The 20480-nt window shown below is 59.9% G+C and carries 22 protein-coding genes; all 22 read left to right on the top strand.

Annotation, left to right across the window (positions count from 1 at the left end; translation table 11 throughout):
- Positions 1–40: 40 nt before the first annotated feature.
- The gene (locus AC1ECN_RS02975; RefSeq protein WP_018072577.1) at positions 41–949 is read left to right on the top strand and encodes a flagellin N-terminal helical domain-containing protein; all 909 of its coding nucleotides are present in this window, start codon (positions 41–43) and stop codon (positions 947–949) included.
- 245 nt (positions 950–1194) lie between these two features.
- Positions 1195–2106, top strand: coding sequence for a flagellin N-terminal helical domain-containing protein (locus AC1ECN_RS02970; RefSeq protein ID WP_012756068.1), 912 nt, complete (start codon positions 1195–1197; stop codon positions 2104–2106).
- A gap of 300 nt (positions 2107–2406) precedes the next feature.
- A complete protein-coding gene (locus AC1ECN_RS02965; RefSeq protein WP_477952152.1) occupies positions 2407–3369 on the top strand; it encodes a flagellin N-terminal helical domain-containing protein in 963 nt (320 codons plus the stop codon).
- Between the two features lie 203 nt (positions 3370–3572).
- Entirely contained in the window at positions 3573–4202 is a 630-nt protein-coding gene (locus AC1ECN_RS02960) for a hypothetical protein (RefSeq protein ID WP_130671961.1), read from the top strand.
- Positions 4199–5527, top strand: a complete 1329-nt coding sequence (locus tag AC1ECN_RS02955) for a MotB family protein (protein WP_130671962.1) — start codon at positions 4199–4201, stop codon at positions 5525–5527. Before AC1ECN_RS02960 ends, AC1ECN_RS02955 begins: the two co-directional genes overlap by 4 nt.
- Before the next feature lie 4 nt (positions 5528–5531).
- Positions 5532–6827, top strand: a complete 1296-nt coding sequence (gene motC, locus AC1ECN_RS02950; RefSeq protein WP_018493767.1) for a chemotaxis protein MotC — start codon at positions 5532–5534, stop codon at positions 6825–6827.
- Positions 6824–8260 carry a flagellar hook-length control protein FliK gene (fliK, locus tag AC1ECN_RS02945; protein ID WP_130671963.1) on the top strand — a complete coding sequence of 479 codons (1437 nt, stop codon included), beginning with the start codon at positions 6824–6826 and terminating at the stop codon, positions 8258–8260. The genes motC and fliK overlap by 4 nt, the downstream gene beginning before the upstream one ends.
- Positions 8208–8765: a transglycosylase SLT domain-containing protein gene (locus tag AC1ECN_RS02940; RefSeq protein ID WP_130673482.1), complete on the top strand. Its 558-nt coding sequence runs from the start codon at positions 8208–8210 to the stop codon at positions 8763–8765. Before fliK ends, AC1ECN_RS02940 begins: the two co-directional genes overlap by 53 nt.
- A 280-nt stretch (positions 8766–9045) precedes the next feature.
- Entirely contained in the window at positions 9046–9717 is a 672-nt protein-coding gene (rem, locus tag AC1ECN_RS02935; RefSeq protein ID WP_003545558.1) for a transcriptional activator Rem, read from the top strand.
- Between the two features lie 127 nt (positions 9718–9844).
- Positions 9845–11137 carry a flagellar hook protein FlgE gene (locus AC1ECN_RS02930; RefSeq protein WP_130671964.1) on the top strand — a complete coding sequence of 431 codons (1293 nt, stop codon included), beginning with the start codon at positions 9845–9847 and terminating at the stop codon, positions 11135–11137.
- A 19-nt stretch (positions 11138–11156) separates the two neighbouring features.
- Positions 11157–12644, top strand: coding sequence for a flagellar hook-associated protein FlgK (gene flgK / locus AC1ECN_RS02925; RefSeq protein ID WP_018493771.1), 1488 nt, complete (start codon positions 11157–11159; stop codon positions 12642–12644).
- A 3-nt stretch (positions 12645–12647) separates the two neighbouring features.
- On the top strand, positions 12648–13694 hold the full coding sequence (locus tag AC1ECN_RS02920) for a flagellar hook-associated family protein (protein ID WP_018493772.1): 1047 nt from the start codon (positions 12648–12650) through the stop codon (positions 13692–13694).
- 34 nt (positions 13695–13728) lie between these two features.
- A complete protein-coding gene (flaF, locus tag AC1ECN_RS02915; protein WP_003545562.1) occupies positions 13729–14076 on the top strand; it encodes a flagellar biosynthesis regulator FlaF in 348 nt (115 codons plus the stop codon).
- The gene (gene flbT / locus AC1ECN_RS02910; protein ID WP_003545563.1) at positions 14073–14522 is read left to right on the top strand and encodes a flagellar biosynthesis repressor FlbT; all 450 of its coding nucleotides are present in this window, start codon (positions 14073–14075) and stop codon (positions 14520–14522) included. Before flaF ends, flbT begins: the two co-directional genes overlap by 4 nt.
- A complete protein-coding gene (flgD, locus tag AC1ECN_RS02905) occupies positions 14513–14950 on the top strand; it encodes a flagellar hook assembly protein FlgD (protein ID WP_018072587.1) in 438 nt (145 codons plus the stop codon). Before flbT ends, flgD begins: the two co-directional genes overlap by 10 nt.
- Positions 14951–15049: 99 nt before the next feature.
- Entirely contained in the window at positions 15050–15316 is a 267-nt protein-coding gene (fliQ, locus tag AC1ECN_RS02900; protein WP_009992823.1) for a flagellar biosynthesis protein FliQ, read from the top strand.
- Between the two features lie 214 nt (positions 15317–15530).
- On the top strand, positions 15531–17618 hold the full coding sequence (gene flhA / locus AC1ECN_RS02895) for a flagellar biosynthesis protein FlhA (protein ID WP_130671965.1): 2088 nt from the start codon (positions 15531–15533) through the stop codon (positions 17616–17618).
- The gene (fliR, locus tag AC1ECN_RS02890) at positions 17615–18367 is read left to right on the top strand and encodes a flagellar biosynthetic protein FliR (RefSeq protein ID WP_018072589.1); all 753 of its coding nucleotides are present in this window, start codon (positions 17615–17617) and stop codon (positions 18365–18367) included. The genes flhA and fliR overlap by 4 nt, the downstream gene beginning before the upstream one ends.
- 4 nt (positions 18368–18371) lie before the next feature.
- Positions 18372–18785 (top strand): hypothetical protein, encoded by a 414-nt coding sequence (locus AC1ECN_RS02885; protein ID WP_018072590.1) that lies wholly within the window; start codon positions 18372–18374, stop codon positions 18783–18785.
- A 32-nt stretch (positions 18786–18817) separates the two neighbouring features.
- Positions 18818–19381 (top strand): rod-binding protein, encoded by a 564-nt coding sequence (locus tag AC1ECN_RS02880; RefSeq protein WP_018072591.1) that lies wholly within the window; start codon positions 18818–18820, stop codon positions 19379–19381.
- A 124-nt stretch (positions 19382–19505) separates the two neighbouring features.
- Positions 19506–19871: a hypothetical protein gene (locus AC1ECN_RS02875; RefSeq protein ID WP_003556590.1), complete on the top strand. Its 366-nt coding sequence runs from the start codon at positions 19506–19508 to the stop codon at positions 19869–19871.
- Positions 19871–20410, top strand: coding sequence for a hypothetical protein (locus AC1ECN_RS02870; protein WP_018493775.1), 540 nt, complete (start codon positions 19871–19873; stop codon positions 20408–20410). Before AC1ECN_RS02875 ends, AC1ECN_RS02870 begins: the two co-directional genes overlap by 1 nt.
- Positions 20411–20480: the final 70 nt, after the last annotated feature.

The following is a 20480-nucleotide window of genomic DNA, read 5'->3' as shown; positions in this document are numbered from 1 at the left end:
TGTCCCTGTTTAAAATCTGCCAACAAGGGGCAAGCAATCTATGACGAGCATCAACACCAATAACGCTGCAATGGCAGCCCTCCAGACTCTCCGTGGCATCAACCAGGGTCTCCAGGAAACCCAGGCCCACGTTTCGTCCGGCTATCGCGTCGGCAAGGCTTCCGACAACGCTGCTTACTGGTCGATCGCAACGACCATGCGTTCGGACAACAAGGCTCTCTCGGCTGTCTCCGACGCTCTCGGCCTCGGCGCTGCAAAGGTCGACACCGCTTACTCCGCCATGGACAGCGCCATCGACGTCGTCGGCGACATCAAGGCGAAGCTCGTTGCCGCCACTGAAAACGGCGTCGACAAGGCCAAGGTCCAGGAAGAAATCAGCCAGCTGCAGCAGCAGCTCCTGAGCGTCGCTCAGTCGGCTTCCTTCTCCGGTGAAAACTGGGTTGCCGGCGCCGACGGCACCAAGAACGTCGTTGCCTCCTTCGTCCGTGACGGCTCCAACGCCGTTTCGGTCGTGATGACCGACTATGTTCTCGACAGCAGCTCCATGGGCAACGTTCTGTTCGGCATGAGCGTCGGCTCGGTCGAAACCTCCACGGGTATCCTCGGCACTTCGAATGGTGCGACCGGTTCTGTCTACGCAATGGACATCACCAACTTCACCCTCGGCGAAATCCAGTCGGCTCTGACCAACGTTGAATCGGCTCTGAAGGCGATGACCAGCGCCGGCGCTCAGCTCGGCTCGATCTCCAAGCGCATCGAACTGCAGGAAAACTTCGTCTCGGCTCTCAGCGACTCGATCGACTCCGGTGTCGGCCGTCTCGTCGACGCCAACATGGAAGAAGAGTCCTCCAAGCTCAGCGCCCTGCAGACCCAGCAGCAGCTGGCCGTCCAGTCGCTGTCGATCGCGAACTCCTCTTCGCAGACCATCCTCACGCTGTTCCGCGGCTAATAACCCTCGGAAACATCAGCCCGCCGGTCTCCGGCGGGCATCAGAATCGAGCCGCGCTTCAATGGAGCGCGGCTTTTTTAATGTCCGTTAACGTTCGATTAACCATAATGCTGTCTTCTGCGGTCAACGAGACGGCGGGTTAACCAAATTTAAGAACCGGTTAACAGGCATGAGGCTGGTCCCCGTTCCCGGTAGCTTTCCGGAATGTCCCTTTTTTCCATCTGCCAACAAGGGGCAATCATTTCATGACCAGCATTTTGACGAACGTCGCGGCAATGGCCGCTCTTCAGACACTTCGCGGCATCAACGACAGCCTCGAGGACACGCAGAACCGCGTATCATCGGGCTACCGCGTCGAAAAGGCGGCCGACAACGCCGCCTACTGGTCGATCGCAACGACCATGCGTTCCGACAACAAGGCACTTTCCGCCGTTTCCGACGCTCTTGGCCTCGGCGCCGCCAAGGTCGACACCGCTTACTCCGCCATGGACAGTGCCATCGATGTCATCAGCGAGATCAAGGCGAAGATCGTCGCTGCAACCGAAAAGGGTGTCGACAAGGCCAAGGTCCAGGAAGAAATCGGCCAGCTGCAGCAGCAGCTCCTGAGCATCGCGCAATCGGCTTCCTTCTCCGGTGAAAACTGGGTTGCCGGCGCTGACGGCACCAAGAGCGTCGTTTCCTCGTTCGTCCGCGATGGCAACGGCAATGTCTCGGTCAAGACGACGGACTACATTCTGGACACGAGCTCCACGGGCAACGTTCTCTTCGGCATGGACTCGACCGGCGCGATCGAGACCAGCTCCGGCCTTATCGGCACATCATCCGGTACGATCGGCTCGATCTACTCGATGGACATCACCAACTTCGATTCGCCTGAGATCTCCATGGCCCTGACGTCGATCGAGGCAGGCCTTGAGGCGATGACCAAGGCTGCATCGCAGCTCGGCTCTATTTCCACTCGCATTGAGCTGCAGGAAGGCTTCGTCAGCGCGCTCAGCGATTCGATCGACTCCGGTGTCGGCCGCCTCGTCGACGCCAATATGGAAGAAGAATCCTCCAAGCTCAGCGCCCTGCAAACCCAGCAACAGCTGGCCATCCAGTCGCTGTCGATCGCCAACTCCAGCGCTCAGAACATCCTCACGCTGTTCCGCAGCTAAGTCAGGCGCTGAAGCTGGACCGAATCTTGCGGCGTCGTCTGGCCGCAAACGAGAAGCCTCCCGGACCGCGCCCGAAACGGCGCGGTTCTTTCTTTTATATCAATAGTTTGATCGAAATTTCGGCCGACGCGCCAGGCTCGGCGCCGTGCTCTTGCCCAACAGGTTGATATCGAGTTAACTTCGCTTTGAGTTGATTTGCTTTTGCGACACACCGGTGGAAACCCTGCCGGAGGCATGACGCCACCCCAGTCGCCGCCGGCAATCCGGCCTGCCCTTTCACCCCGATTCCGAGACCTGTCGATGACCGTTAAGATTACCAGCGCGGCCGCGGTGAATGCGCTTGCGGTGCTGCGCAGCATCAACAAAGAAGCCAACCAGACCCAACAGCAAGTGTCCTCGGGATATCGTATCGAGACCGCAGCCGATGATGCGTCTTATTGGTCGGTCGCGACCGTCATGCGCTCGGACAGCACCAATCTCGGAACGATCGGAGATGCGCTCGGCCTCGGCGCTGCCAAGGTGGATGCAACCTACACGGCGATGAACTCGGCGATCGATATCATAGGTGAGATTCGCGCCAAGCTGGTTTCGGCAAGAGAGCCGGGCACCGACAAGGACAAGATCAACGCCGAGATCGGCGAATACAAGGAGCAGCTGCAGACGATCGTCGAATCGACGTCGTTTGCGGGAGAGAACTGGCTGTTGAACGGCGACACTGCTGCGCCGCCGACATGGCAGGTCATCTCTGGTTTCGTGCGCGCTCCGACCGGCGAATATCAGGCCCAGACCATCGATTTCCCATCGTCGCAKACCATCCTCATCGACAAGAACAATGCCAGCGGCGGTCTGCTGACCAAGTCGGTCGATGCCAATGCGATCAATAACAGTGGCACGACGTCGCGGAATTATTATCTGCTGAACGCCAACTCCACCACGCCGGCGACGGGTACGGAAATTGCGATCGACAACAACACGACCGACGCGCAACTCGGCGACATGCTTGACGTGACCGACGCGCTGCTCTCCTCGCTGACGACGACGGCCGCGTCTATCGGCGTGATGAAGACGCGCATCGACGATCAGATCGACTATACCGCCGATCTGTCCGATTCGATCGACAAGAGCGTCGGTGCGCTCGTCGATACCGACATGGACGAGGCTTCGATCCGGCAGAAGGCGATCGAAACCCAAAAGCAGATGGCCGTCGAAGCGATCTCGATCCTCAACACGGCTGCGAGCAAGATCCTGATCCTGCTGGAATAGGGGTGGGCGCGATCACGGCTGGTGGCGGCGCCATTCATCCTCGCGCAAGTTTGACTGCCTAGTTTCCGGCATGAAGGCATCGTTCGAAYCCGTGCCGGCGCAAGGTCAGGCCCTTGCCCGTTTCGAAGGGGATGCCGGCGCGCAAGGTCACTTTGAGCGGGGGCGGGCATGTTGCATGCCTCCCGAATGCTGGATGGTTTTTTATGAGCATTACGCTTTCCCGGTATTTGAAGGATTTCGGTGAACCGGAATCGTCAGCGCCGATCCTCGACATGGACGATTTCGGCGGCGACGTTTTCCCCGAACCGGCGAGCGAACCCGCGATCGACGTCGAGGCGGAGCGCCGCGAAGCGTATGCGGAAGGTCATGCCGCAGCGACCGTGGAATTAACCGAGAAATACGAACGCGAGGCGCGGACGCTGGCGGAGGTCCATGCGCGGGAACTCGAGGAGTTGAAGCTTCGCTACGAAGTCGAGGCAGCGGCGGTCATTGCATCCCGCATCCGCGATATCGCCGAAGAGATCGCTCAGCTGGTCAGCGCCGGCGCCGCCGTGGCCATCGCGCCTGTGATGACCGAAGCGCTTGCCGCCAAGGCTGCCGAAAGCCTCGCCGCCCTGCTGCGCGACGCGATCCTCGAAGGCGCGGCCGGAGCGATCGTCGTCAGGGGGCCGACCCGGCTTTTCGACATATTGAAGGCCGAGCTCGGCGAACATGCCGAGGCGGTTCGCCACTTTGAGACCGAGGATATCGATCTTGCCGTCGAAATCGGTGATTCCGTCATCGTCACCCGTATGTCCGCCTGGGCAGCCAGCTTGAAGAAAGTTCTCGAATGAGCGAAGGCGAAAACCACCACCACGGCAAGAACGAGATCATCATCGTCAAGAGACATGGCGGCGGTGATCACGATGGCGCCCATGGCGGTGCGTGGAAAATTGCCTATGCCGACTTCATGACGGCGATGATGGCGTTCTTCCTAGTCATGTGGCTGGTCAATGCCGCCAACGAGGAGACCAAAGCATCGGTGGCGACCTATTTCAATCCGATCAAACTCTCTGACGAAAAGCCGACAGAGAAGGGCCTGAAGAAGCCCGTCGACAACGCCGAGGGCGAGGAGAAGCAGGAGAAGTCGAAGCAGAAGGAAGAAGATCCKAACGACGGCAAGGCCGCGGCGGATGGTGATGACCAGACATCGACATCAGGCGACCAAACCAATTATTCCGAGGCCGATTTCTTCGAAAATCCGTATTCGGTTCTTGCCGAGATCGCGCAGGAAGTCGGCCAGCAGGCCAATGTCAGCGCCAAGGGCGACGGCGGTGCCGCCGATTCCGGCCCGGCCACCGGCGCCGATGGCGGCGAGGCCTATCGTGATCCCTTCGATCCGGATTTCTGGACGAAACAGGTCGAGGTCACGACGGCCGGCAAGACGTTGCCTCCCGGCAAGAGCGACCAGCAGGCGGTCGAGAGCGAGACGAGCGAGATCGCCAAGGTCGAGGATATGAAGCCTATACCGCTGACCACCGATCAGAAGGCTGCCAAGGAAACCAAAGAAACTAAGGAAACCAAGGGCGCGGTCGAAGCCAAGGACGGCAAGTCGCAGGGTGGCAAGTCGCCCGACGACAAGAAGGCCGAAGCTCAGAAGGCGACCGATCATCAGAAGGATGCGGACAAGAGCGCCGCGGAGACCGAGCAGCAGCAGAAGGAAGCCGAGCAACTGCAGGCACAAATCGCCCAGCAGATCGGCGGCGTTGCCGGCAAGCTCGCCGAGGGACTGACCGTGATGGCGTCCGAGGGCGGATTGCTGGTCAGCATCTCCGACCAGACCGACGATTCGATGTTCAATATCGGTTCTGCGGTTCCGCGCCAGGAGATGGTGCTCGCCATGGAAAAGATCGGCGCGATCCTGAAGGCGAGAGGTGGTGCGGTTGCCATCCGCGGCCACACGGACGGGCGCCAGTATAAGGGCACGCAGAACGAGAACTGGCGGCTTTCGATGGATCGCGCTCAGAGCGCCTACTACATGCTTGTGCGCGGCGGGCTCGACGAGAAACGCATCTCCCAGGTCTCCGGCTTCGCCGATCGCCGGCTGAAGCTGCCGTCCGACCCGTTCAACGCGACCAACCGCCGGATCGAGATTCTGGTGCAGGCGGATCAAGGATAGTCGAATGGCGCGTCGGCAGCATCGCTACGTCGGATTTGTGGCCCTTGGCCTGGCGATGCTTTCGTCGGCCGCAGGCAATGCACAGGATCCGGATGATCTCGCGCCGTACAAGATGCTGCGGTCGCTGCAATTCGTGCAGGATTCCGTCGTCAGCGGCGATCATTCGGCCGGCGAGATGCAGCGCTTCATGCTGGGCACGATCGACGAGCGGCTGCGCACTGTCGATCCTTCGATCTTCGACGACGACCGCAATGTCGATGCCGCGCTGATTTACGCGATGAGCGGCGGCAATCCCCAGACGCTCGAATATCTGATCGCCCACGACGTCAACGGTTATTTCGACAATCGCGTCACCGACGTGCTGCGCAAATATCTGAGCGGCAAGGGGCTCCTCGTCGCCAAGACGCTGGAGGAGACGGCCAGGGAATATCGCGACAAGAAGATCGGCCCCTACCTTGCGCTGATCGGCGGCAACGTGCTGATCGCGACGAAACCGACAGACGCGCTGGATCTCTATGACCAGGCGCGCCTTGCAGCACCCGGTACGATCGTCGAGGAGGCGGCGTTGCGCCGCTCTGTGGCCATCTGCGTCGATAAGGGGATGCTTGACAAGGGAATGGCCTATTCGCAACGTTATGTCAGGCGCTTCCTGCATTCGCCCTATGCCAGCCAATTCGCCGATCTTTTCGTCACGCTCGTCGTCGGCCACGATCACGACGTGAAACCGCAGGATGTCATCGACATCCTGTCCTTCATGGACGCTCCGCGCCAGCGCGAGGTCTATCTGCGCATCGCCCGCGCTGCCGCCATATCGGGCAAGCCGGAGCTGGCGCGCATGGCAGTCGGACGTGTGCAGTCGCTTGGCGCCGGCACCGACAATGCCTTCGGTCCGCTCGCGGATTTCTATGGCGGCATGGCCGGCCTTCCCACAGAGGATATCGACCGGGCGGCGAAGAATGTCAGCGGCATCGACGGCAACGCGCTTTCGCCGCGGGATCAGGCGCTGCAGGAGGCGGCGCGATCGGTTGCCGAGCAGATCCTGCGCGCTCCCGACCCGGCAAGCCTGACGCAAGCCTCGGATCCTAACACTGACCATCAAGAAATCACTTCTGAAAAGGCTGCGGCTATAGCGACGCAACCGGGAGCGCCAGGCGTGCTTCCCGAGCCTGTTCCGGGAGGTGTGGCATCGACTGGCCAGAGCCAGGATACCGACCCCTCATTCAACGCATTTGTGACGACCAATCGATCCAAGCTCGACGAGATCGACGGTCTTCTGGCGCAGGAAGGCAACGAACAATGATGGATATGAGCGTCTCGGGCGGAGCCCCCGGTGCGGAGTCCGCCGCGATTGCGAAATCTGCGCGACCGGCCGGAAAAGACGATGCCGCCGGCCAAAGGAACGGCTTCTCCGACGCGCTGGCCAAGGCGAGCGGCAGTGCCGTCAATGACGAGGCCGACGATGCGCAGCCGGATCAGAGCGTGGTTGCCGACGCCGGCACCGACAAGGTGGCGGGCACGATCCGCGGCCGCAGCGGCGCAAAGCCGTTGATCGATCTTAGCGACGCTGCGTTGAAGACGCAGGCGGATGTTCAGCCGGAAACGATCGTCAGTGTCGAAAAGGCCGCGGCAAAGCCCGCAAAGGCTGAGGTCAAAGTGCCGGCCGATCTCGCCTTGGGCAAGCTGGATCCGAAGGACCGCTCCGCAGATGAGATCGCTCCGGCAGCCAAGGGCGTCAAGCACGCCAAGGGCGACGCATTGGAAACCGATACGGACAACACCACCGATGACGAAGATGGCGGCATTTCGGATGTTCTCGGCCTGCTGAAGCAGGACCCCGCCGACGGTGCAGTGACTTTGCCGGCGGTGGCAGCCGCGCATCAGGTCTCCGCCAAGACCGGCGAGGCTGGAACGGCCGACAAGAAACTCGACAGTATCGACGTCAAGGCGGGCGGCCATGCGTCCGACGCCCTGGCGGCCGTCAGCAGCAACATCGAGAGCGGCAAGGCGGATGACATCAAGGTTCCCGGATCGGAGAATGCCGAAGCCGCCGATGGCAGGACATTCAGGATCAGTCGCGCCGATGGCCGCGGCGTCTCGATGGATGTCCACATCGGCACCGATCAGGCCGGTCCGAAAGATGGCTCGAAGAAGGCCGATGTCGAAAACGTTTCGGTGCTCGAATCGCGCCGCTATATCGGCCTGATGCAGAATTCCAATTCCGCTGCCGTTACCGCCGCTCTCTCAGGCGATTCCGAATGGGCGCGCGCCATGGAGCCGAGCTCGGCGCTCTCCAACGCAGCGGAATGGACGAGCACCGGCAAGGTCGTCAATACGCTGAAGATCCAGATGAACCCGCTCGATCTCGGCCTGGTGACGGCGACCATGCGCCTGTCCGGCGATGCTCTGAACGTCGACCTCAAGGTCGAAACCGGAGCGGCCTATCGTCAAATGAAGGAAGATCACGGCAAGATTCTCGAAGCTCTGCGCAGCCAGGGTTACGCGGTCGAAAACGTCACCATCAGCATGGCGCCGGTCGAGCGTCCCGACGCCGGCAACCAGGGCCAGGCCTCCCAGCAGCAGTCGCTCCCTCAGCAGGGGCAGGGCGGCGAGGCGCGCGAGCGCCAAAATCAGACGGCACAGCGGACGGACGGAGGCTTCAATGGCGCAGGCGATACCAGTATTGAAGACGCTCGTTCTGGCGGCAGCAGCGGCACTGGCGGCGTTTACCTCTGAGGCATCAGCCTCCACCGGCGCCTGCGAACGCGAGATCCAGTCGGCAGCGGCCAAATATGGCATCCCGGAAGGCATCCTCTATTCGGTCGGTCTAACGGAGACCGGCCGCAAGGGCTCGCTCTATCCCTACGCCATGAACGTCGAAGGCAAGGCGATCTTTCCGCCCTCGGAGCAGGACGCGATGCGGCAGTTCGATGTCGCCCGCAGCAGCGGCGCCAAGCTCATCGACATCGGCTGCATGCAGATCAACCATTACTTTCACGGCGAGAATTTCCGCTCCGCCGAGGAGATGTTCGATCCGCATCGCAACGTGGAGTATGCGGCAAAATTCCTCCGCAACCTGCATGACCGTCATGAGACATGGACGATGGCGGTAGCCAGATACCATGCCGGACCCAACAACAATCCGGCACAGAAGCAATATGTCTGCCGCGTCATCGCCAATCTGGTTGCCACGGGCTACGGCAAGTGGACTCCCAATGCGAGTAACTTTTGTCAAAATTAATTCAACCAAAGATGGAAGTGGCGCATTGTGACGAAACTGTGTCACAATATGGCGGGAATCCGGCATGAATCCCCTGTGCAAGCCATATTTAACCGACCGTTAACTTTTCCACGAAATTTTGGTGGGCATAATCAGGCATACCCACTAGATATAGATCAAATCGCTACCCAGATCTTAATCAATTATTAGTTTCTGCCATTAACTTTAACGAGTTGTCGCCGATTCGTGCGATTCGTACCCATAGATCATCGAAGTGCCACACTGATTCGGAGGCGGACGAATGATCGTAGTGGTTGATGAGCGTGAGCTCGTGAAAGATGGATACACATCTCTGTTCGGTCGTGAGGGCATTCCCTCGACCGGCTTTGATCCAGCGGAATTCGGTGAGTGGGTACAGACCGCCGCCGATTCCGATATAGCTGCAGTCGAGGCCTTCCTGATCGGTCAGGGCCAGCGCAATTTCGAACTGCCCCGGGCGATCCGGGATCGGTCGATGGCGCCGGTGATTGCGGTCAGCGACCAGCACTCGCTCGAAAACACCCTTGCGCTGTTCGACTGCGGCGTCGACGACGTGGTGCGCAAACCGGTGCACCCCCGCGAGATCCTCGCAAGGGCGGCTGCGATCCGGCGCCGGCTGAAGGCGATTACCAATTACACTGAGATCGGCGGGATCCGCGTCTTCTCGGATGGCCGTGACCCCGAGATCAACGGCGAAGTCTTCGCGCTTCCCCGGCGCGAGCGCCGCATCCTCGAATATTTGATCGCCAATCGCGGTCGCCGGGTCACCAAGACCCAGATCTTCAACGCCATCTACGGCATCTTCGATGAAGAGGTCGAGGAGAACGTCGTCGAAAGCCATATCTCGAAGCTGCGCAAGAAGCTGCGCAAAAAGCTCGGCGTCGACCCGGTCGATTCCAAGCGCTTCCTTGGCTACTGCATTGATTGGGCCTGATTTTCTCGGCCGGGTGGAGATACCCGGCTGAACCTCAATATCTGGTCTCGCAGCTCGCCATGACAGACAGCTTCACGCAAGGCCCGACAAATACTCTCGTGCATAACAGGTAAAACGAGGTTTTCAGATGAGCATTTTCGGCAGCATGAAGACGGCAGTATCGGGGATGAACGCTCAGGCCAACCGCTTGAGCACTGTCGCCGACAACATCGCCAACGTTAACACCACCGGTTACAAGTCCGTGTCGACGAGCTTCTCGTCGCTGGTTCTGCCTTCCTCGGGCGGCAACTACAATTCCGGCGGCGTTCAGACCTCGGTCCGCCAGTCTGTCTCCGACCAGGGCGATATTTCCTACACCACCTCGGGCACCGACCTTGCGATCTCGGGCGACGGCTTCTTCATCGTCCAGGGGGCTGACGGTACGCCGGTTCTGACCCGCGCCGGCGACTTCACCAAGGACGACGAAGGCAACCTCGTCAATGCCGCCGGCTTCATGCTGATGGGCTATTCCTACGATTCCGGCGCTCCTGCCGTCGTCGTAAACGGCTTCGATGGCCTCGTTCCCGTCAACGTCAACCAGGAAGGGCTGACCGCCGTCGCCTCGACCACAGGTGTCTTCAAGGGCAACCTCGATTCCAACGCCAAGATCGCTCCGGTTGCTCCCGCGACGGCTCCGAGCGCCAACCTCGCCACGACGACCACCGACACCAAGAAGTTCTCGATGGTCGCCTACGACACGCTTGGCAACAAGGTGATGTACGACTTCTACTTCACGAAGTCCACGGTGACGCCAGCTCCCACCATCACCAGCACCTGGGAAGTTTCGATCTTCCGCAACGCCGATGCGGCGACGGGCGGCACAACATCCTTCCCGTACAGCACCGTCGGCGGCGATGTCGGCACGACCACGCTCACCTTCGACGGCAACGGCAAGATGACCGCGGGCGGCGCCGTTAACATCGTCGATCCGGTGACCGGCCAGACGATCGCCATGGATCTCTCCGGCTTCACGCAGCTCGGCGCCGACTTTGCCGGCACCGGTACGCCGAACGGCCAGGCTGCAAGCCCGGTCAAGGACGTCACGATCGATGGTGACGGCATCGTCTACGCCAAGTATGAAGACGGCAGCACCAAGCCGCTCTACCGCGTGCCGCTCGCCAACGTCGCGAGCCCCGACAAGCTGACGCTGATGAGCGGCAACGTCTACAGCGCCAACGGCCAGTCCGGCGTCACCGTTACCGGCTTCCCGCAGACCAACGGTCTCGGCACCATCAAGTCAGGCGCCCTCGAAGGCTCGAACGTCGACCTTGCCGGCGAACTGACCGAGATGATCGAATCGCAGCGCAGCTATACCGCCAATTCCAAGGTGTTCCAGACGGGGTCCGACATTATGGACGTCCTCGTCAACCTCAAGAGATAAGCAAGGTACCGGGTAAGCCATGTCGCTCACATCCGCACTTAATACCGCGCAGAGCATATTCAACAATACCGGCACGCAAAGCAGTGTCGTATCGAACAATATCTCGAATGCGGGCAACAAAGATTACGTGCGCCGGCAGGCGATGCTCACCACATCCTTGAACGGTGCCCAGGTCGTTAAGATCGACCGGGCGCAGGAAGATGCGCTGCTGCGCCAGTACCTGAAGACATCCTCTCAGGACAGCGCCCAGCAGGCCTTGCTCGGCGGTCTCGAAGACCTCAAGTCGATCGTGGGTGGCAACGACTACGAAACGTCGCCATCCACCTATCTCGGTGTTTTCCAGCAGAAGCTTCAGGCCTTCCGCACGACGCCGGGCAGCACCGTCGCCGCCCAAGGCGCCATCACCGCCGCCCAGGACGTCGCCAACTCGCTGAACAATGCCTCGCAATCCGTTCAGAACGTCCGCGCCACCGCCGACAAGCAGATCGCCACCGACGTCGATAAGCTGAATACGCTTCTCAGCGACTTCGAGAAGGCCAACAACGCGGTGAAGACCGCCACGGCCTCGGGTGCGGATGCATCCGGCGCCCTCGACGAACGCGAGAAGGCTCTCAAGCAGATTTCGCAGATCGTCGGCGTCAACGCGACGACGCGCGACAATAACGACATGGTGCTGAGCACGTCTGACGGGACGATCCTCTTCGAGACGGTTCCGCGCACCGTGACGTTCAAGTCTCAGGATATCTATACCGCCGCCACTGTCGGCAATTCGGTTTATGTCGACGGTGTGGCCCTTCCGCGCGGCACCGGATCGACGACGACAGGGCAGGGGAGCCTTCAGTCTCTCCTCCAGGTCCGCGACGAAATCGCCCCGAACTTCCAGAAGCAGCTCGATGAAATCGCCCGCGGCCTGGTCTCGCTCTTCAAGGAGCAGAACACGGCAGCCAGCCCGACCTATGTGCCCGGCCTCTTCACCTGGAGCGGTGGCACGGTCGATACGGGCGGTACTGCGGTTGCCGGCATGGCGTCGACCATCAGCGTCAGCAGTCGTGTGATCACCGCGCAGGGCGGCGACCCGATGCGCCTGCGTGATGGCGGCATCAATGCCACCGGTGTCGTCCTCAATACGACGGGCGTCAGCGGTTATACGGATGAACTTGATCGCCTCTATACGGCGTTGGGCTCCGATATGGATTTTGACCCGGCAACGGGAACGACAGTCGGTTTCGACGCCACGACGGGCATCGATTCGAACGTCAGCATCATGGAATTCGCCACGAATTCCCTCGGCTGGCTCGAGCAGTACCGCAGCAACGCCACAACGGCGGCGGAAAACACCTCGGCGGCGCTGTCGCGCTCCGACGAAGCCTATTCCAACGAGACCGGCGTCAACCTCGACGAGGAGCTGACGCTGCTACTCGACATAGAGCAGTCCTACAAGGCGGCGACCAAGATCCTGAACGCCGTTGACGAAATGTTGAAGTCATTGCTGGATATTGCGAGTTAAGCCATGAAGAGCTCATTTATTTCAAGTTCGGCCATTCAGAACGCGATGCGGTTGACGATCCGTCAGGCGCAGAACCAGATGACGAAGGCAACGATGGAAGCGACGACGGGAGTCTATGCGGATATCGGTATCTCGCTCGGCGGCAACGCCGCCAGGAGCGTCGACTTCAGCCGCGAGGTCGACAGGATAGACTCGATCAAATCAAGCAATTCGCTCGTCACCGCACGCATGGAATCCTCGCAGCTCGGCCTTTCCAAGATGAAGGACGTCGGCGACGGCCTCGTTTCAAAGCTGACGGCGCTCCAGGGCAGCCATGATCCCGGCAGCATCACCGTCGCCATCCAGTCGGCGACCAGCGCCCTGTCCACGATGATGGACACGGCCAATACCATGGTAAACGGCGAATATCTGTTCTCGGGCATCAACACCGATGTGCAACCGCTGACCGACAAGACGACCGCGACGAGCGCAGCCATTGTCACGCAGTTGAACACCTATGCAACGGGCCTCGGCAAGGCGGTCAGTGATCTCACCGGCGCCGAAATGAGCACCTTCATCACCACGACGGTAGAGCCGATGTTCAGCGAGACCGCCTGGACCGACCCGACGACCGGCTGGTCGCAGGCATCGAGCCAGAACATGACGAGCCGCATCAGCAACTCGGAAGTGATCGAATCCTCGACCAATGCCAATTCCGAGGGCATGCGTTACTTCGCGCTCGCCTCGGTGATGACCTCGGCGCTGTTGGGCCAGGGCCTCAGCAGCGATGCGATGAGCACGGTGTCCAAGCAGGCGATCAGCTATACGACGAAGGCGACCAGCGGCCTCGTGACCCAGGCAAGCCAGCTCGGCCTTTCCCAAGAGCGCGTCAAGAAGTCCAACGACGCCCTCGACGCGCAGTCCAACATCATCAAGAACAAGCTCGTCGATCTCCAGGGGGTCGATCCTTATGAAGCCTCGACCCTCGTCAAGACTTTGGAAACGCAGCTTGAAACCGCCTACACGATCGTCTCGAAGATCCAGCAGTTGAGTCTTGTAAACTACCTTTGATGAGCAAAGGCGCGCAATAAAGAAGGATGCATGAATGTATCAGTTCTCATATGCCGAAGTCATGCAGGACTCGGTGGCCGACGCGAAAGAGCGGGAATGGCAGGTTCTTGACCGATCCATAGACCTTCTGTCGTTGGCGCGCGAAAAGGAAAAATACGGCCGGGAAGCCATTGAAGCCCTGTTTTATACCCGCCGGGTGTGGATCAGCTTCATCGAGGATCTGAAACATCCCGACAACCAGCTGGAGATCGAGCTCAGGGCCAACCTCATATCGATCGCGATCTGGATATTGAAGGAATGCGACAGGATCAGAAAACGTCAGTCTAATAACTACCAGGGCATCATCGACGTTACCACCATCATCAGGGATGGACTTAAATGAAAAGTACACTTCGCATTTCTCTGAAAGCCGGAGAAAGAATCTTCATCAACGGCGCCGTCCTGCGCGTCGACCGCAAGGTCGCGCTGGAATTCCTGAATGATGTCACGTTCCTTCTCGAAAACCACGTCCTGCAGCCGGAAGGCGCTACCACGCCTCTGCGTCAGCTCTATTTCATCGCGCAGATGATCCTCATCAACCCCGAGGGCAAGGACCACTCGACGGCGATGTTCCGCAAGTCGATCACCATGCTGCTCACCTGCTTCAAGAACGAGGAAATCCTCGCCGAACTGAAGCGCATCGATGCGCTCGTCTCGACTGGTCGCGCCTTCGATGCCTTGAAGGCGATCCGCGGCCTCTACACGATCGAAGACAATATCCTCAACAACCACGAAATGCCGCCGACGATGGTCGAGCAGATTCGCAGGGAGATTGCACCATGGCGGTAGATGCTACATCAAGCGTGAGCACGACGAGCACTTCGACCTCGACGAGTTCGGCCCAGCAGAAGGCGACGCTGAACTACGACAATTTCCTTCAGCTGCTCATCGCGCAGATGAAGAACCAGGATCCGACCGATCCGGTCGACGCCAGCGAACAGATGTCGCAGCTGGCGAGCTTTTCGCAGGTCGAACAGACGATCCAGACCAACACCAAGCTGGACACGCTGCTCGCAAGCTCGAGCCTCACCCAAGCCAGCAGCTACGTCGGCAAATATATGGAAAGCGCCGACGGCACCGTCAAAGGCACCATCGAATCCGTCAAGGTTTATTCGGATGGAATCATTGCGACGACCACGGATGGCGGTAGTATACTGGTGCAGGCGGGAATCACGGTAGCCGACAAGGCACCGACCGCCGACAGCAGCGATACCTGATACCCACGGCGCCGGTGCGCCGCGGAGCTCGGGTAATACCAATCAATGGCGGTCCGGCCACGGCGGGGCTGCTTCAAGGCGATATGAGGTTGCCTTCAGATGAACGAAGCTGATGCATTGGACCTGTTCCAGGCCGCGATCTGGACAGTCCTGATTGCCGCCGGTCCCGCGGTCATCGCCGCGATGGTGGTGGGTCTGGTCATTGCCTTGATCCAGGCGCTGACCCAGGTGCAGGAAGCGACGCTGACCTTCGTGCCGAAGATCGTCGCGGTGCTGATCACGGTCGGCGTCACCGCGCCTTTCGTCGGCTCGCAGATCTCGATTTTCACCAATCTGGTCTTCTCRCGCATCCAGTCCGGCTTCTAGAGCAATTCCAGCAAAAATGCGCAGCGGTTTTGCCAGGCAAAGCGCGAAGCGCTTTTGCCGGGGATTGCGTAGAAACAAAAGGTTAGAGCGGTTCTACGCTTCCATGAAAAGCTGAACCGCTCTGAGCCACCTTCGCGCAAGCTTCGCCATTTAATTCTCGATCCGAATTGGGCGGACTCATGTCCGCCTCCTCTCATGAAGAGACGGAATCGTCATGGCGCAATCACCTGCACTCCCCCTTCCAAAAGTCGCCCCGAGCCTGCGCGATGTCGGTTTTGCCCTCGGCATCATCGGCATCATCTGCATTCTCTTCCTGCCGATTCCGCCGTTCCTGATCGATATGGGACTGGCCTTCTCGATCGCTTTCTCGGTGCTGATCCTGATGGTCGCGCTGTGGATCCAGAAGCCGCTCGATTTCTCGTCTTTCCCGACCATTCTGCTGATCGCGACGATGACCCGGCTGGCGCTGAACATCGCGACGACACGCGTCATCCTGTCCCACGGTAATGAAGGCCATGAAGCAGCAGGCGGCGTCATCGCCGGTTTCGCAAGCCTGGTGATGTCCGGCGACTTCGTCATCGGTCTGATCGTCTTCCTGATCCTCATCACCATCAACTTCATCGTCATCACCAAGGGCGCCACACGTATCGCCGAAGTCGGCGCACGTTTCACCTTGGACGCCATCCCCGGCAAGCAGATGTCGATCGACGCCGATCTTTCGGCCGGCATCATCGACGAGAGGGAAGCTCAGCGCCGGCGCAAGGAACTCGAGGAGGAAAGCTCCTTCTTCGGTGCGATGGACGGTGCGTCGAAGTTCGTGCGCGGTGATGCCGTCGCCGGCCTGATCATCACCTGCATCAACATCTTCGGCGGCATCATCATCGGCTACTTCCGCCACGGCATGCCGATCGGCGAAGCGGCCGATGTCTTCGTCAAGCTCTCCGTCGGCGACGGCCTTGTATCGCAGATGCCGGCCCTCATTGTTTCGCTCGCCGCCGGCCTTCTCGTCTCCCGCGGCGGCACCACCGGCTCCACCGACCAGGCGGTCGTCAACCAGTTGAGCGGTTATCCCCGGGCGCTTTCCGTCTCGGCGGTGCTGATGTTCATCCTGGCCCTGATGCCGGGCCTGCCGTTTATTCCCTTCGTGGTCCTTGGCGGTCTTCTCGCCTTCGGCGCCTGGTTCATCCCGCGTCAGGTCGAAGCCGAAAATATGCTTCGCCGCGAGCAGGAAGAAAAGAAGGTCGTCCAGAGCAAGGAACTGGAAAAGGATTCGGTCAAGGCAGTGCTGCGCACCTCCGAGATCGAGCTCGCACTCGGCAAGATGGTCTCGACGCGCCTGCTCGGCGCCCACCAGGAGCTCGCCTTCCGTGTCGGCAAGATGCGCAAGAAGTTCGCCACGCAATACGGTTTCGTCGTGCCTGAGATCAAGGTGACCGACGATATCGCCATCGCCGAGAAGTCCTACCAGATCCGCATCCACGGCACGACCGTCGCCTCCAACCTGCTACGCGTCGGCGAAGTCCTCGTCGTCACCGGCGCCGGTCGCCGGCCGAGCATTCCCGGCGACGAAATCCGCGAACCCGCTTTCGGCATGCCTGCCGTCTCGATCCTCGAAAACTTCTCCGACGATCTGAAGCGCGAGGGCTTCCAGCCGATCGACAACGTCTCCGTCGTGCTGACCCATATGAGCGAGGTCATCCGCAACAACCTGCCGCAGCTTCTGTCCTACAAGGACGTCAAGGTGCTGATCGATCGGCTCGATCCCGAATACAAGAAGCTTGCCGACGAGATTTGCTCGTCGCACATGTCCTATTCGGGCCTGCAGGCGGTGCTCAAGCTGCTGCTTGCCGAACGTGTCTCGATCCGCAACCTGCATCTCATTCTCGAGGCGGTGGCAGAGCTTGCCCCGCATGTCAGGAAGACCGAGCAGATCGTCGAGCATGTCCGCATCCGCATGGCCCAGCAGCTCTGCGGCGACCTGGCCGACAATGGCGTGCTGCGCGTGCTCAGGCTGGGCAGCAAATGGGATCTCGCTTTCCACCAGGCGCTGAAGCGCGACGCCAAGGGCGAGGTGATCGAATTCGACATCGATCCGCGCAGCCTGGAAGAGTTCAGCGAGCAGGCCACCAAAGTTATCCGTGAGTTCATGGATCGCGGCTTGCCATTCGCCCTTGTCACGTCGCCGGAAACACGCTCCTATGTGCGCATGATCATCGAACGGCTGTTCGCCACGCTCCCGGTCCTGTCGCATGTCGAACTGGCCAAGGGCATCGAGATAAAGATTTTGGGCTCTATTTCATGATAACAGACCCGCAAGGGACCGTTCTCGCGCTGTTTCTGGTTTTCTGCCGGATCGGTGGCTGTGTGCTGGCTCTTCCGGGTTTTTCGTCGGCGCGCGTGCCTGAACAGCTGCGCGTCTTCATCGCCGGCGCGCTCTCGATCGCCGTCATGCCGCTGCTCTGGGACACCGTCTACCCGGCCGTTCACACAGGTTCGGGAACCTATATCGGCCTGATCTTCAGCGAATCGCTGATCGGCGTGATGTACGGCATGCTGGCGAGGATCTACACGCTCGGCATGCAGTTCGCCGCGACGATCATCGCCATGATGGTCGGCTACACTCAGCCGGGTTCCGCCGACATTCTCGAAGACACGCCGGAGACCAGCCTGTCCGGCTTCATTACCTTTGCCGGCATCATGATCCTCTTCATCCTGGATTTCCACCACATCGTCTTCCGCGCGCTGATCGATTCCTACACGACCATGCCTTTCGGCGGCCTGATGCAGATGCGCGCGACGCTGATCTCCTTTACCGACACGCTGGAACAGACCACCTACATCATGCTGCGGCTGTCGAGCCCGTTTTTGATCTACGGCCTGATCTTCAACGTCTCGATCGGCTTCATCAACAAGCTGGCGCCGCAGATCCCGGTCTACTTCATTTCCACGCCCTATCTGTTGATGGGCGGGCTCTTCCTGATCTATTTCTCGATTGCGGCGTTGGTCAGCCAGTTCGGCCAGTCCTTCGGCTCGATCTATATCGGGCGATGAGGCGATGATCGAAAAGAAGCGCTCCCAGAAGCTCAAGCGACTGCTCTCGGTGCAGCGGCATATTGAAAGAGTGGCCGAGAACGACCTGGCCGAAACCAGCCGTCAGCGTGTCGAGGTCAATGCGGCGATAGACGACGTCATCCTCGCGCTCGGCTCGATGGACCCCGTTCACCATGCCTTCTCGCAGAATTACGCCGACCGATTCGGCAGGCTCACCATCAAGGACCAGCAGCTGAACGGCATGCAGCAAGTCCACGAGATGCGGCTGACGCGCGAGCGTGCCAAGGGCGACCGCCTTGAGGAGGGCATGAAGGAAGCCCTTGAGGCCGAGCGCCGAGAGGCCGATGACAATGCCGTCTACGATGTCATCGATCAGCAATTCGCAACGCCAGCCTCCAGCAAGCTTCAAAAACCATAATCGTTACGATCTTAAATTCAGAGGATTGTAACGTGGCTATTTCGCCCCCCAGTGATCTGGTCCTGGATGTTGTCAAAGCTGCCGACCCCATGGAGGTTCAGGCGGCCCAGGAAAAGTTGAAGGCAAATCGCGCGGCCTTTGCCGCAACGAGCCTCGCCGAGAATGGTAAGGGCTTCTCCAATACGGTCGACGTCCTCGACCATATTGGCCAGAAGAGCGGCCTCGCCAACATTCAGAACCGCACCAAGACCGAGGAAGTTCCGGAAAGCTACCGGAAGTTCGAGGCCATGGTTCTGCAGAATTTCGTCAAGTCCATGCTGCCGAGCGAAGGCGAAGACGTCTACGGCAAGGGCGCGACCGGCGATATCTGGAAAGGCATGATGGCCGAACAGCTCGGCAACGTCATGGCCAAGGGAGACGGCATCGGCATCGCCAAGCAGATGTACAGCGAGCAGCTGCGCCGCCAGGAAGGCAAGATCGTCAATGCCTCCACCGACGACGATGACCGCAACACCGCGCTCAGCATGATCGACGACTTCCAGCGCAAGACCTTTGGCACGCCGACGGCGGAAGCCAAGACCGATAGAACAGGATGACTTTAGGCCCGTTGGCCTAAAATCTGAATCCTGTTCTCAATTAAATAGTTAGAGCATGATGTCGTCCGAAAACCGCGCACACTTTTCGGCATCATGCTCTAAGCGACGCATAACCGGGGGTACAATGGAAATAGTTTCGAACGAATACAGGATCAAATCCGTTCTCGGACGCCTCGAAATGATCATCGACAATGAGAACACCCGGATCGGCAACGATCCGCAGTTCGATCTCAAGGTCTCCAATGCGCATAAGAGCCGCTGCCTCTACGAGCTGTCGATGCTTTTCCGCGATACCGATCCGGCCGAGCTTGCCGCTGCCCATCTCGATCAGCTGCACGGCCTGAAGAAGAAGCTGGTTCTCAATGCCCGTCGCGTCGAGGCGCATCTCGAAGCGGTTCGCGCTGTGGCCGACCTCCTGAAGAACGCAGTTCAGGACGCCGATGCCGACGGCACCTATTCCCAGGAACAATTCGCCGCGCGTGGAAACTGATGATCAAGCTCGTCCTCACCGGTGTCTGGGTTTGCGCCATCACCTTGGCATCGGTCTATTTCTCGGTGTACCTGGCAACCGCGCCGGCGCCCGCAGCAACGGATTCCAAGCAGAGCGCGCTCGAACTGGTGAAGGGCGAAACGATCACGGTGCCGATTATCGGTAACGGTGCGATCACCGGTTACTTCCTCGGCCGCGTTTCGTTCATGATGAACAAGGACATGCTGAAAGGCGTGACCCTGCCGCTCGCCGAGATGACGACGGACGAGCTTTTCAGCCTGCTCGTCGGCAACAAGATGGTCGATATCGCGCACATCAAATCCTTCGATCCGAAGGCCTTCCGCGAGGAGATCAAGAAGGGCATGAACGAGCGCCTCGGCGGCGAATACGTCGCCGACGTGATGCTGGAGCAGCTCGACTATCTCTCCAAGGAAGAGGTCAAGGAAAGCTCCGCCGGTCAGCCGAAGAAGGTCGGCACACCCGTCAAGATCGTCGAGACTGTACCGGCCGGTGAAGCACCGGCGCCAGCTGCTCACTGAGCAACATCCGAGCATCGACGACAAGCGGCGCCGCAAGGCGCCGTTTTCCGTTGGCGCGTGTGGTTAATAA

This window comes from Rhizobium sp. 01N447_2 (genome assembly GCF_056399245.1).
Note: the sequence above shows the minus strand (reverse complement) of the source record. Positions and strands in the feature narration are given on the sequence as shown.

What these genes read in the sequence shown, in the direction of transcription:
- AC1ECN_RS02975 (WP_018072577.1), top strand. Translation starts at nt 41, where the DNA reads ATGACGAGCATCAACACCAATAACGCTGCAATGGCAGCCCTCCAGACT.
- AC1ECN_RS02970 (WP_012756068.1), top strand. Translation starts at nt 1,195, where the DNA reads ATGACCAGCATTTTGACGAACGTCGCGGCAATGGCCGCTCTTCAGACA.
- AC1ECN_RS02960 (WP_130671961.1), top strand. Translation starts at nt 3,573, where the DNA reads ATGAGCATTACGCTTTCCCGGTATTTGAAGGATTTCGGTGAACCGGAA.
- motC (WP_018493767.1), top strand. Translation starts at nt 5,532, where the DNA reads ATGGCGCGTCGGCAGCATCGCTACGTCGGATTTGTGGCCCTTGGCCTG.
- fliK (WP_130671963.1), top strand. Translation starts at nt 6,824, where the DNA reads ATGATGGATATGAGCGTCTCGGGCGGAGCCCCCGGTGCGGAGTCCGCC.
- rem (WP_003545558.1), top strand. Translation starts at nt 9,046, where the DNA reads ATGATCGTAGTGGTTGATGAGCGTGAGCTCGTGAAAGATGGATACACA.
- AC1ECN_RS02930 (WP_130671964.1), top strand. Translation starts at nt 9,845, where the DNA reads ATGAGCATTTTCGGCAGCATGAAGACGGCAGTATCGGGGATGAACGCT.
- flgK (WP_018493771.1), top strand. Translation starts at nt 11,157, where the DNA reads ATGTCGCTCACATCCGCACTTAATACCGCGCAGAGCATATTCAACAAT.
- AC1ECN_RS02920 (WP_018493772.1), top strand. Translation starts at nt 12,648, where the DNA reads ATGAAGAGCTCATTTATTTCAAGTTCGGCCATTCAGAACGCGATGCGG.
- flaF (WP_003545562.1), top strand. Translation starts at nt 13,729, where the DNA reads ATGTATCAGTTCTCATATGCCGAAGTCATGCAGGACTCGGTGGCCGAC.
- flbT (WP_003545563.1), top strand. Translation starts at nt 14,073, where the DNA reads ATGAAAAGTACACTTCGCATTTCTCTGAAAGCCGGAGAAAGAATCTTC.
- flgD (WP_018072587.1), top strand. Translation starts at nt 14,513, where the DNA reads ATGGCGGTAGATGCTACATCAAGCGTGAGCACGACGAGCACTTCGACC.
- flhA (WP_130671965.1), top strand. Translation starts at nt 15,531, where the DNA reads ATGGCGCAATCACCTGCACTCCCCCTTCCAAAAGTCGCCCCGAGCCTG.
- fliR (WP_018072589.1), top strand. Translation starts at nt 17,615, where the DNA reads ATGATAACAGACCCGCAAGGGACCGTTCTCGCGCTGTTTCTGGTTTTC.
- AC1ECN_RS02885 (WP_018072590.1), top strand. Translation starts at nt 18,372, where the DNA reads ATGATCGAAAAGAAGCGCTCCCAGAAGCTCAAGCGACTGCTCTCGGTG.
- AC1ECN_RS02875 (WP_003556590.1), top strand. Translation starts at nt 19,506, where the DNA reads ATGGAAATAGTTTCGAACGAATACAGGATCAAATCCGTTCTCGGACGC.
- AC1ECN_RS02870 (WP_018493775.1), top strand. Translation starts at nt 19,871, where the DNA reads ATGATCAAGCTCGTCCTCACCGGTGTCTGGGTTTGCGCCATCACCTTG.